The organism is Planktotalea frisia (assembly GCF_001890925.1).
Classification (GTDB): Bacteria; Pseudomonadota; Alphaproteobacteria; order Rhodobacterales; family Rhodobacteraceae; genus Planktotalea; species Planktotalea frisia.
In genome coordinates, this window is record NZ_MLCB01000004.1 from 1 (window position 1) to 11,472 (window position 11,472).

The window sequence follows — 11,472 nt, forward strand, 5'->3', positions numbered from 1 at the left end:
TACCCAAACACCTCTGATCAATACGGCGCGCCCACGGCCTTCGCCGAATGCTTACCTTTATTAGCATGTCTTTAAATGACATGCGGTTTGCCTCCGGCTGGGATATTTCTCAAGAGAGGGAACGAAAACTTAACCTAAACACGATCTAATCTATCCGCGGTACAGGCGGGGACGCCGATGATCGTAAGAGGGGAAGCATGGCTTTTTCGAGGGACGGTCCTATTCGGGCTGTCCCTTCCTCTCTTTCTAAATATCCTTGCCAAAGGCAATCTGCATGGGTTTACCCATGCTTTACCTGTGACGCGTTTTACGCGTCTCTATTTACTATCGGCATCAATCAGGCCGAGACCACGCAGGTATATGCCAATCGCGCTTTCCAATAGATCCTCTGGCGGAAAGGGGCTTTGTGTTCCGGGGCTATTGCGCGCGAAAAGTTCTACAACACCGTGACTCATTGCCCAGATATGCGCGCTGAACATCGATGCAGGGGGGCGTTTGTGTGCTGGAATATGTTGGTTCAAATCTTCCGCAGCTTTTTCTAAAACGCCGCGCGCGCGCATAGAGACTGCGGCAAGCTCTGGCGTTCTATTAACAGAAATCCCGCTTTCGAACATTGCAATGTAATGACCCGGGTACTTGCGCGCAAAGGCGAGATAGGCTCGGCCCGTCGCTTCAAATGCAGCAAGCGCGGAAGGTTGCCCTTTGTCATACGCGTATTGCATAACGTCGGCGAAAATCTCGTAGCCTTGGCGCGCGGCTTCTGCAATGAGGTCTTCGCGACCTTCAAAGTGGCGATAGACGGCAGCTGGAGTAACACCAGCTTGCTTTGCAGCTTCTGACAAAGTGAACCCTGTGGGGCCTTTGGAACGGATCAGTTCAAGCGCGGCTTCCACCAATGCTTGTCGCAAGTTTCCGTGGTGATAGCCCTGTTTAGGCATCCCAAATCTCCGGGCCAGCACAGACTTTTGGATCTAGTGTTCCCAGAGCTTTGGCATCTTTATAGTCATATTCAAATTGGTCGAGAACATGACGGATCGCATTCACGCGTGCACGGCGTTTGTCGTCAGAACGGATTACGGTCCAGGGCGCCGTGTGCGTATGGCTACGCTTCATATTCTCTTGAATTGCCTCGGAATATGCATCCCAACGGTTCAAACCCTCAACATCGATCCACGATAATTTCCATTGCTTTAAAGGATCGCTTTCGCGCTCCATAAAGCGGCGTAATTGTTCTTCTCGACCCACATTGAGCCAGAACTTAACGAGGGTAATGCCTTCTGATACGATCATATCTTCAAACTGCGTCACCTGTTTAAAGAAAACGTCACGTTGTTCAGGTGTGCAGAACTCGAATACATGCTCCACAACGCCACGATTGTACCAGCTGCGATCAAAGAAGGTGATCTCGCCGCCCGCTGGAAGGTGATCGATATAGCGTTGAAAGTACCATTGGCTTTGTTCACGCTCTGTCGGTTTTGAGAGTGCCACAACATTTGCCGAACGCGGGTTGAGGTTTTCACGAAACCGCTTGATCGTGCCACCTTTGCCAGCGGCATCGCGGCCCTCAAAAACAATTGCCACGCGCTGCCCAGTCTCACGTACCCAGTGTTGGAAACGCACCAGTTCGATTTGCAACGCGACCATCTCTTTTTCGTAGCGCTTGCGTTTCATACGCGCGTCGTACGGGTAGGTGGCGCTTAAGATGGAACCACTTTCACTGCTTTTTATCGCATCGCGCACATTATCGGGGGCTTTTTTGTTGTAAAAAGTACTGATGGCACCGTCGAAAGGCAGGTTCATGACACGCATTCCCATATTTGTTTGATTCACTATGACGGGCTGGAGAGCTTACCGCAATCCAGCGCGCACGGCAGCGCGATTGATCGCATCGATCACTTCGGGTTGGGACACATGCTGTGGCATATGACCGACGCCTTTTAGAACAGTCAGATTTGCACCTTTGATCTGATCGACAAGCAACGCGGAATGGATTGGCAGACCCACGATTGTGTCCACATCACCGTGCAGGATCTCGGTTGGCACATCAATGTCGCCGTAATGTGGCACCAAGGCTTTGATATCAGGGAGTAAATGAGTGCGTTGGCGCGCATTTGCGATCATTGTGTGACGCCGAAGCGTAACGCCGGGACCGAAGTAGTCGGCATAACCATCTGGCGCATCTTGCGGTTCGAACACTTCGGAGAACGCGTTGGCGACGTAAGAATTCGGCACGAACGCGGTAAGCAAAGGCACAAGGAATGTAGCACCCAGCTTGGAAGACGTGGCGCGATAGAGCGGATCAATCGGGGTGGTCCACGGGTTGGAAGGTGCTGCAAGCAATACCATCGCAGCCATCGTGTCAGGATGATTGACGGCCCAATTTAGTGCAACGGCACCGCCAAAAGAATGCCCCACAACGATTGGGTTCTGTGCGCCAAGCTCGCGTGCAGCATCAGAGAGTAGATCAGCCTGCTGCGTAAGTGTTTCGCCAGCTTTGGTGATGCGCGGCGTGTAGCCGAGGCCTGGCCGGTCCAAAGCGATCACGCGATAGTCTTGCTCAAGCTTTTCAACAAGTGAGAATGTTACATCACGCGTCGACCCTGAAGCGCCGTGGATCAAGATTAGATCAGGTCCAGAACCGCGCACGACGACGTGAACTTTTTGGCCATTCACATCGATGAATTGCCCCTCCGGCGGGTAGGCCGCCTCTGCTGCTGCTTCTCGCGCACTTGCGCGCCACAAAGTTACGGCGGCGAGCAAGACGAGTGCGACAAGAATATAGAGCAGGATTTTAAACACCAATCAGATCGCTTTCAAAAGGGGTGGTTTGGTATATCTCATTGATCCAATTGCCATAAAGCAAGTGTGCGTGACTGCGCCAACGGTTTTGAGGCGGTTGAGATGGATCATCATTCGGGTAGTAATTCATCGGCACGTTGATCGTTGTGCCCTCTGCAATATCGCGGTCGTACTCTTGTTTGAGCGTCCCCGAGTCATACTCGAAATGATTAAAGATATAGAGCCCGCGATGCTGTTGATCCTCAACAAGACAAGGACCAGCGCCTTCGCTTGAGAGCAAAGTGTTCAGGCCAATGTTGGCGTCAATCTCTGCTTGGTGCATTTCTGTCCAGCGACTGACTGGAATCACGCAATCATCTGAAAACCCTCGTAAATAAGGTGACGATGGTGCGAGATTTGAATGCCGGAAACAGCCAAACAGCTTTTGGTCCAACACGTGTTTCTTCACGTCATGGAAATAATTTATCATCGCCATACCGCCCCAGCACACACCTAGAGTCGAATGCACATGCGTTTGCGTCCACTCGAACACATCGCAAAGTTCCTCCCAATAGGTCACATCCTGAAACGGTAAATGTTCAATCGGGGCACCTGTGATGATCAAACCATCAAATTTTTCGGTCTTTACCTCGGAAAACGGGCGATAAAAACTCTCCATATGTTCGGCGGCCGTGTTGCGTGTTTGATGTTCGCTCATGCGGATCAGCGAGAGTTCGATCTGCAAAGGAGTCGCACCGATAAGGCGGGCAAACTGGTTCTCTGTCTGGATCTTCTTCGGCATCAGGTTGAGCAAAGCAATCCGCAAAGGACGGATGTCCTGACGCGCGGCTTCGTCCTCGGACACAAGCATCACGCCTTCACGCTGTAGCACATCATACGCAGGTAAATCGGCAGGGAGTTTTATCGGCATCGCACCGGACTTTCTATAGTTTGAAGTGCTGAGATAGGCTTATGTGTCACGCGCAGCAAGGGCGTCAGCGATCACATCTATGAATGCCGCTTCATTGCTTACATCCGCCATATCTGAGGCTTGAACGGTAATCCCAAAATTACGCGCCATCGCTTCGTAGCGTGGTTGGCGATGTGCAAGGGCTTGTGCATAGGTCCAGCGGATAAACTCGTCAGGATTAACATCACATCCTTGCACATTGTTATTGCTCAAATATTCAGCCCAAACACGTGCCAGAAACGCTGGTTGGTATGACATTGGCTTGGGCTCTTTATCAAAGCGCTCGATCAAGCTTTGGGTGTGTGCGTCGCTTCCTTTGATCCAGACCATCAAGCAATCTTGCGCCAAAGCGCTCAACAATGGGTCATTTGGGTCCTCGGGATCGACCCATTCGCAAATGGAGCCTCCGGTGTCGCAGATGAAATGCTTATAGCCATAGATGTCACGCGCGCGCTCAATAAAGCGTGCGGTGTCTCGGAGAGCCGCTATTTCGGCGTCTTTGAAGTGATCTTGACGGCGTTGATATTCGGCAATGTGCAAGCCACCAAGTTCGGGGTCGCCCGGTTTGCCCAGATAGGCTGCGACTGGCCGCAAGTCGTGGTCATGCACGTTCACGCCAAAGTGGATTAAATCATGCATCAACATTTCGCGCAGAAACGGGGTTTTCATAGCCTCACGTTTGAGGTTGTCGATAATGTGCTCACCCATATGACGCGTGCCGATACGGTAATCGACAGAGTAGTGAAACCAGTTGGCATCCTCTCGCTCGGTAAGCATTTCAGACACATGCGTCTTGCCCAAGCCAGACATCGCAAACAACAACACATGTTTTTGCGGCGCATCGCGCCATGCTTGCGCAGATTTATATAGCATTTGCCGCTCCTTCGCGTGCACTGAGTTTTCGCTTTGCTACTTGGCGCGGCGCAACGCGTCAACGGCACGTCCGTCAAGAATAATCAGTCCAAGCGCCAAAAGTGCAAAGCCTGCATAGGCGCGCGGATGCAGTGCCTCTCCAAGAACTACGGCACCGAGCACGATGGCGATTGGTGGCACAAGCAAAGTCACAAGCATCAGGTTCCCGCTGCCAGCGAGCGCAAGAATGCGGTAATAGAGCAGGTAGGCAAGGGCGGTCGCAATGATCACGTAGTATCCAATTGCCAGCCATGTGATCGGTTCCAGCGCCAGAGTGATGGGGCCTTCAAGGATCCACGCCGCTGGAAGCATGATCAGTGTTGAACCTGTTAGCATGCCTGCCGCTGCGATCTCTGGCGCAAGACCGCTCAGGCGTTTGCGCGCCCAAATACCTGCAAACGCGTAAGACAGTGTCCCTGCAATGATCGCCAATTGCGCAAGCGAGCGGATATCAAACGCGAGCAGATGCTCAATCCCGATTGCAATCGCGACGCCAAGAAACCCGATGATGACACCGACAAGTTTGCGCGCACTCAAGGTTTCATCGGCAAAAAAGAGCGAGGCAAGAACAACACCAAAGATCGCAGTCGTCGCATTGAGGATCGAGGTCAACCCGCTCTCAATCGTAAGCTGTCCCCATGCCATTAGCGAAAACGGAATAGCGTTGTTCAGCAAGCCCATGCCAAGAAATCCGACCCATATGCGCGGTTCTTTTGGGATGGGTAGGCCGCAATACCAAACATAAAGCCAGAGCAAACACATCGCCCAACCGGTGCGATGCGCGACAGAGGTCAGAAAGCCGACTTCGTTCAAAGCGATGCGGATCGACAAAAACGAGCCACCCCAAATCAAGCCAAGCAGCGCGAGCAAAACCCAAGCGAGCGGTGATATATCTTTGCTTTGTCTCATGTGAACGTCATGCGCCTATAGAGAGCAACGCTCAATCCGAAACCTGCGCTTTGCGTGTCTCAGACCAGATATTATAATAGTTGCCCGCAAAAATGAGCGCGGCCCCGACGAACACCCAAGGATCAAGTGCTTCGCCAAAGACCAGCATGCCAATAACCGCAATCATTGGCAATCGCGTGAAATCGATCGGCATCACGACAGTCGCAGGTGCAATGCTCAGCGCTTTGGTCAGGCAAAAATGCGCGATCAAACCCGCGACACCGACCATGCCCAACAAGGGTGCACTCTCTAACGTTGGCAATTTGATATCCCCATCATAGCCCGCGCAGATAATTCCAAAAACCGCTTGTGTGACAGTAAGATAGGCCAAGATCGAGGTCAGGCTCTCCGTTTTGGTCAAACGCTTGGTCAGCAGGCCCGTCAGCGCAAAACAAATTGCGGCAATTGCAGCGGTTACAATTCCGGCGTTAAGTGGCGTTGCACCGGGCCGTGTCACGATCAAAATGCCGATGAACCCCAAGACTGCCGCAATGATCCGCGGGCGCGTCATACGCTCACCCAAGAAGATGGGAGAAAGTATTAAAATCCAGATGGGTGAAGTGAACTCAAGCGCGAAAACCTGCGCCAATGGAATGACTGTGATTGCGTAAAACCACAGGTTTTGTCCGGCAAAGTGAAATGCGTTGCGAATGACATGAACACCGGAAGAACGCGTGGTGATTTCACCCAAGGTTCCAATCGCAGCGGCAACCGCAAAGACGATCAGGATCCCTGTGAGCGAGCGATAGAGCATGATCTCGAACGTATCATAGCCTTCGGCCAACCAACGCCCAGCCACTGCCATGAAAGAAAACGACAAGATTGAGCCGATCATCCAAAGCGCCGCGCGCAACTCGGGGGCCAACGTGTCCTTCATCTTTCCAAATAAACTTTCCCTGAAGGGCCGTTCATTCCCACTCAATCGTACCGGGAGGTTTGGACGTAATATCATAGGTCACGCGGTTTATCCCCGGCACCTCGTTAATTATCCGCGTGGCCGTCTCGCCGAGGAACTCATGACTAAACGGATAATAATCCGCTGTCATACCATCTACCGAATTTACCGCACGCAATGCGCAGGCAAAGTCGTAGGTGCGACCATCGCCCATTACACCGACGGTACGCACAGGAAGGATCGCGACAAAGGCCTGCCAAATCTCATCATATAGCCCATGCTTGCGGATCTGATCGATGTAGACCGCATCCGCTTCGCGCAGAATATCAAGCTTCGCACGGGTGATTTCACCGGGGCAACGAATAGCGAGGCCCGGGCCTGGAAAGGGATGACGTCCGATGAAAGAGGACGGAAGACCCAACTCGCGACCCAAGGCGCGCACTTCATCCTTGAACAACTCACGTAGCGGTTCGACCAGTTTCAGACCCATTTTTTCAGGCAGGCCGCCCACATTGTGATGCGACTTGATCGTTACGGACGGACCGCCAGAAAAGCTCACGCTTTCAATAACATCAGGGTAGAGCGTGCCTTGTGCAAGGAACTCTGCGCCTTCAATCTCGCCCGCGTATTTCTGGAACACATCAATAAACAAACGCCCAATAATTTTGCGCTTGGTCTCTGGGTCATCTTGGCCATCCAGCTCGCCCAGGAACAATTCTTGTTCTTCAGCGTGAATAAACTGCATGTTGTAATTGTCACGGAACATCGCGACGACTTCGTCGGATTCGCCTTTACGAAGCAAGCCATGATCAACGAAAACGCAGGTAAGCTGATCGCCAATCGCTTCGTGGATCAGCACAGCCGCAACAGAACTATCAACGCCACCGGACAGACCACAGATGACTTTCTTATCGCCCACCTGCGCGCGGATCGCTTCAATCGCTTGCTCGCGGTAGGCGTCCATTGTCCAGTCGCCGCTGAAACCAGCGAGCTTTACAAAATTCTCGTATAGTTTCGCGCCATTGGGCGTGTGATGCACTTCAGGATGGAACTGCACTGCATAGAAATTGCGCGAGGTATCAGCGGTGATCGCATAAGGCGCGTTGGGCGAGGTGCCATAGACCTCAAATCCGGGCGCGAGAGCAGAGACGTGATCGCCGTGGCTCATCCAGACTTGCTCTTTGCCATCCGCAAACCAACCATCAAGCAGGCCAAGCGTATTTTCAGGCGTGACAAACGCACGGCCAAATTCAGCTGTTCCGCCGCCGCCAGAAATCTTGCCGCCTTCGACCTTACCGCCGAGCTGCTGCATCATCACCTGCTGACCGTAACAAATGCCAAGCACAGGAACGCCAAAGGTAAACAGGCTCTCGGGTGCTCGCGGACTGCCGTCGCGCGTCACACTGTCAGGGCCACCAGAAAGAATCACGGCTTTCGGCGCGAAATCGGCCAAAAATGTATCCGTCACGTTCTGATACGGGTGAATTTCGCAATAGACATTCAGCTCGCGAAGTCGGCGCGCAATAAGCTGCGTTACTTGGCTACCAAAGTCGATAATGAGGAGGCGGTCGTGGGATATCTCTGTCATATCTGCGGTCTAGGGCAGGGCGTAGCAGAGGTCAATTCGCTCTAAGGTCAAACGAAGAACCAATGAACCATGACAAAGGTCGCTTTTCCCCCCCAAGGGCCGCAAACTTGCGCTTTTTTCGCAGCTTAGGCGCATAAGAAGGGGGCAACACAGCGCATGCACTTTTAACGTGGGGATCAGAAATTATGACCGAAGCAGCAGCACGCACACGTAGAACCCGTGGAGGTGGCGGCGCAGCGCGTCGTGCAGAGCGTACATCCGTCAGTTTTGACACTGCCAAGTATATAGAACGCAACATCCCAAATTACGAAGTGCTCTCAGAGGCAGCGCTCGACATGATCGAAGCAAACGCCGAGCAGATACTTGAAGAGGTAGGCGTTAATTTTGTAAATAACCCCACCGCGCTTGAACGGTGGCGAGAAGCAGGGGCAACTATCGAAGGCGAGCGCGTGCGCATCCCCAAGGGCCTTGCGCGTGAGCTATGTAAAACAGCACCAGCGAGTTTCACGCAACATGCGCGCAATCCTGAGCGCAATGTCGTTATAGGTGGCAACACGCTTGTCTGCGCGCCGGTCTATGGCCCGCCCTTCGTACGCGACGCGGCAGGTGGTCGTCGATATGCGACGATGGATGATTTTCAGAAATTCGTGAAACTTGGCTATATGTCCAAGTGGTTGCACCATTCTGGTGGCACTGTTTGCGAACCCACAGATGTTGCGGTGAACAAGCGTCACCTCGATATGTTACTCGCGCACATGACGCTAAGCGATAAGCCGTTTATGGGCTCTGTGACAGACCCAAGCCGCGCACAAGACAGCGTTGAGATGTGCGAAATTCTTTTTGGTAAAGAGTTTGTGCAGGAAAATACCGTGATGACGTCGCTCATCAACATCAATTCACCAATGACGTTTGATGACATCATGATGGGCGCTTTGGAAGTTTACGCACAAAACAATCAAGCCTGCATCATTTCGCCCTTTATCGTCGGCGGCGCGATGGCGCCTGTGTCTGTTGCAGGAACGCTCACTCAAGTTCTCGCCGAGTTGCTTGCGGGTGTTGCGTATAGCCAGTTGATCAAACCCGGTGCACCTGTGATTGCAGGTGCCTTTGTGACCTCGATCGATATGAATTCTGGCGCGCCGACCTTTGGCACCCCTGAGGCAAGCCACATTCTATACGGTGCAGGTCAACTTGCGCGGCGTTTGGGTCTGCCATTCCGCTCTGGTGGTGGTTTGTGTGGCTCTAAGTTGCCCGATGCGCAGTCTGCTTACGAAACGGCGCATACGCATAATGCCGCACTTTTGGGTGGCGTAAACTTTATGCTGCACGCGTGCGGTTGGCTTGAGGGCGGCCTTGTGTCCTCATTTGAGAAATTCGTGGTGGACGCGGATCAGCTCGGTATTCTGCATCATCTCGCGCGTGGCGTTGAGGTGGACGAGAACGCGCAAGCGATGGACGCGATCCGCGAAGTCGGGCCGGGTGGTCACTACCTCGGGTGTGAGCATACGCAGAAAAACTTTAAAACAGCATTCTGGCGCACAGATGTGTTCGATTACAAGCCGTTCGAAACATGGCATGACGAGGGCGCGCGCGACACTCAAACGCTCGCAAGTGCACGCGTTGAGCAGATGCTCGCGACCTATCAACAGCCTGCACTTGACCCAGAAATTGCAGCCAAGCTACAGGCCTATGTTGATGACAAAAAGGCCTCCATGCCGGACGCTTTTGTCTAAGGTTTAAAGCGATTGCTTATGCTGGTGTTCAGCGATGAGAGCGATCAGAACGTCCGTATGACGCGCGGCGCTGTAAGTAGCGTCGCGCGTTTTGCGTAGCGTGTTCTGATGATTCTCTAGATCGAAGAGCTGCATCAGAATCGCGCTGGCTTTGTTTGGGACTGCACCGCCCAAAACGCGTTTCAGATGTATCTTGCGGCGATAGTCCTTTTGCCCAAAGCGTGCAGCGTTCACCAAAAGCTTTGGTCGTTTTAGATTTGTAAGTTGCGACATAAGATCAAGCATTGTTCTTCCCCCAAACAGCTAATTTCGTTGAGTTAAATCTACTCAGCTTAGGGGTGTGTTGCTTTCTGAATGCAATCTGCGTGCGCCATGTTCAGAATTGTTTATCAAATCGAAACAATACTTAACGTACCGCTAACTGTTAACGAATACGTAACAATTAGCGACGAGGTTGTGGATAATTCTTTGGATAACTCGCTAATAACAGGGTCAGTACACGTGACAAATATTTATTCGAATGCACAAGGATCAATTCCAGCTTGGGTGCCCGAACCGGTTCAACGGTACTTGACCCATACGCAAGCAGGTTTGCCCATTCGCGAGGTCGCGCGAAGAGCAGGGTGTCATGCGTCAACGGTTTTGCGTCAAATTCGCAAGATCGAAGTGCGCCGTGATGATCCGCTTGTCGATCGCGCGTTGCATTCTTTGAGCTCCAGTTATTTCCACGGCACTCCCTCTTTTTGCGCCAAGGAGACGTCTAATATGAGTGAACTTCCCAAGACCAAAGGCTTCAGCAACGATGCAGCCAGCATGGACCAGCAGACTTTGCGTATTTTGCGCCGTTTGTGCGAGGCGGGTTCTGTTCTTGCCGTCGCCGAGGGCATGGATACGGCCGTTGTTGTGCGTGAAAATCAAAGTGGTGGAACAAACAAAACGGCCTCTGTGTCTGCGGAGTTCGTTGCTGTTCTGGCGCTGAATGCTTGGGTGGAATGCGCCAATCCGGGCCGTATTTCGCGCTACAAAATCACTGCAACGGGGCGCGCTAAGCTCGCGGAACTGTCAGAAGCAGGCATGACCCATCAGCTTGAGCAAGGCGGTAACTACGGCGAGAAAGTTATCGAAGATAACCGTTCCCGCCGCGTGCGCTATAACACGGCAGAAAGCCCTGTAGCCGCCCTTGCACGGCGAAAAGACAGAGACGGGACGCCCTTTTTAAGCGAAGCTTTGGTGACTGCCGCCGAGCGTTTGCGTGAAGATTTCGAATTGGCGCAAATGGGGCCGCGCGTGGCGCAAAACTGGGACAACTTTCTGACGGCGGGAAGTGATGTAAACAGCACGTCATCAAGTTCTGCGGGCGGTGCGCCAAGTGCGGCGCGTGAACGTGTCGCAAAAGCGCTGCGCTACCTCGGATCCGGGCTTGGGGATGTTGCTTTGCGTTGTTGTTGCTATCTTGAAGGGCTTGAGAGCGCGGAAAAACGCATGGGCTGGTCAGCGCGTTCAGGCAAAATCGTTCTGCGGATCGCTTTGCTGCGTTTACAGCAATTTTATGAGACGGAAATGGGCGACGTCTTGATCGGGTAAGGGGCATTTGAGCTATGACTGAATCTGGTGTTTGGGCGGTTTGAAGGTTGGCGGCGTATCTGGT

11 protein-coding genes are annotated in these 11,472 nt (G+C 52.7%); 2 read left to right on the forward strand and 9 right to left on the reverse strand.

Translation table 11 applies throughout. The annotated features are described in order from the left end of the window. Positions 1–317: 317 nt before the first annotated feature. Genes PFRI_RS00190 through guaA form a run of 8 tightly spaced genes read right to left on the reverse strand, consistent with a single transcriptional unit; the run spans position 318 to position 8,091 of the window. Positions 318–938 (reverse strand): TetR/AcrR family transcriptional regulator, encoded by a 621-nt coding sequence (locus tag PFRI_RS00190; RefSeq protein WP_072628756.1) that lies wholly within the window; start codon positions 936–938, stop codon positions 318–320. After that, positions 931–1,800, reverse strand: coding sequence for a polyphosphate kinase 2 (gene ppk2 / locus PFRI_RS00195; RefSeq protein ID WP_072628763.1), 870 nt, complete (start codon positions 1,798–1,800; stop codon positions 931–933). The genes PFRI_RS00190 and ppk2 overlap by 8 nt, the downstream gene beginning before the upstream one ends. 48 nt (positions 1,801–1,848) lie before the next feature. After that, positions 1,849–2,799 (reverse strand): alpha/beta fold hydrolase, encoded by a 951-nt coding sequence (locus tag PFRI_RS00200; RefSeq protein WP_245812174.1) that lies wholly within the window; start codon positions 2,797–2,799, stop codon positions 1,849–1,851. After that, entirely contained in the window at positions 2,792–3,709 is a 918-nt protein-coding gene (gene metA, locus PFRI_RS00205) for a homoserine O-acetyltransferase MetA (protein ID WP_072628757.1), read from the reverse strand. The genes PFRI_RS00200 and metA overlap by 8 nt, the downstream gene beginning before the upstream one ends. 39 nt (positions 3,710–3,748) lie before the next feature. Further along, complete coding sequence (locus tag PFRI_RS00210; RefSeq protein WP_072628758.1) at positions 3,749–4,621, reverse strand: ATPase; 873 nt, start codon at positions 4,619–4,621, stop codon at positions 3,749–3,751. A gap of 36 nt (positions 4,622–4,657) precedes the next feature. After that, positions 4,658–5,569: a DMT family transporter gene (locus tag PFRI_RS00215; RefSeq protein ID WP_072628759.1), complete on the reverse strand. Its 912-nt coding sequence runs from the start codon at positions 5,567–5,569 to the stop codon at positions 4,658–4,660. 31 nt (positions 5,570–5,600) lie between these two features. Next, positions 5,601–6,485, reverse strand: a complete 885-nt coding sequence (locus tag PFRI_RS00220; RefSeq protein ID WP_175549217.1) for a DMT family transporter — start codon at positions 6,483–6,485, stop codon at positions 5,601–5,603. A 31-nt stretch (positions 6,486–6,516) separates the two neighbouring features. Further along, positions 6,517–8,091, reverse strand: a complete 1,575-nt coding sequence (gene guaA, locus PFRI_RS00225; protein WP_072628760.1) for a glutamine-hydrolyzing GMP synthase — start codon at positions 8,089–8,091, stop codon at positions 6,517–6,519. Positions 8,092–8,276: 185 nt separating this feature from the next. On the opposite strand from guaA, the gene PFRI_RS00230 reads away from it, so the two are divergent. Further along, positions 8,277–9,824, forward strand: a complete 1,548-nt coding sequence (locus tag PFRI_RS00230) for a trimethylamine methyltransferase family protein (protein WP_072628761.1) — start codon at positions 8,277–8,279, stop codon at positions 9,822–9,824. A 3-nt stretch (positions 9,825–9,827) separates the two neighbouring features. On the opposite strand, the gene PFRI_RS00235 is transcribed toward PFRI_RS00230, so the two are convergent. Further along, on the reverse strand, positions 9,828–10,109 hold the full coding sequence (locus PFRI_RS00235) for a DUF6477 family protein (protein WP_072628762.1): 282 nt from the start codon (positions 10,107–10,109) through the stop codon (positions 9,828–9,830). Between the two features lie 225 nt (positions 10,110–10,334). Here PFRI_RS00235 and PFRI_RS00240 point away from each other — a divergent pair, with 225 nt between their 5' ends. Continuing rightward, a complete protein-coding gene (locus PFRI_RS00240) occupies positions 10,335–11,408 on the forward strand; it encodes a DUF6456 domain-containing protein (RefSeq protein ID WP_072628766.1) in 1,074 nt (357 codons plus the stop codon). Positions 11,409–11,472 lie beyond the last annotated feature (64 nt).

Excerpts from the sequence above, each read along its gene's own strand:
- PFRI_RS00190 (WP_072628756.1), bottom strand. The coding sequence starts at position 938 with ATGCCTAAACAGGGCTATCACCACGGAAACTTGCGACAAGCATTGGTG.
- ppk2 (WP_072628763.1), bottom strand. The coding sequence starts at position 1,800 with ATGAACCTGCCTTTCGACGGTGCCATCAGTACTTTTTACAACAAAAAA.
- metA (WP_072628757.1), bottom strand. The coding sequence starts at position 3,709 with ATGCCGATAAAACTCCCTGCCGATTTACCTGCGTATGATGTGCTACAG.
- PFRI_RS00210 (WP_072628758.1), bottom strand. The coding sequence starts at position 4,621 with ATGCTATATAAATCTGCGCAAGCATGGCGCGATGCGCCGCAAAAACAT.
- PFRI_RS00215 (WP_072628759.1), bottom strand. The coding sequence starts at position 5,569 with ATGAGACAAAGCAAAGATATATCACCGCTCGCTTGGGTTTTGCTCGCG.
- PFRI_RS00220 (WP_175549217.1), bottom strand. The coding sequence starts at position 6,485 with ATGAAGGACACGTTGGCCCCCGAGTTGCGCGCGGCGCTTTGGATGATC.
- guaA (WP_072628760.1), bottom strand. The coding sequence starts at position 8,091 with ATGACAGAGATATCCCACGACCGCCTCCTCATTATCGACTTTGGTAGC.
- PFRI_RS00230 (WP_072628761.1), top strand. The coding sequence starts at position 8,277 with ATGACCGAAGCAGCAGCACGCACACGTAGAACCCGTGGAGGTGGCGGC.
- PFRI_RS00235 (WP_072628762.1), bottom strand. The coding sequence starts at position 10,109 with ATGCTTGATCTTATGTCGCAACTTACAAATCTAAAACGACCAAAGCTT.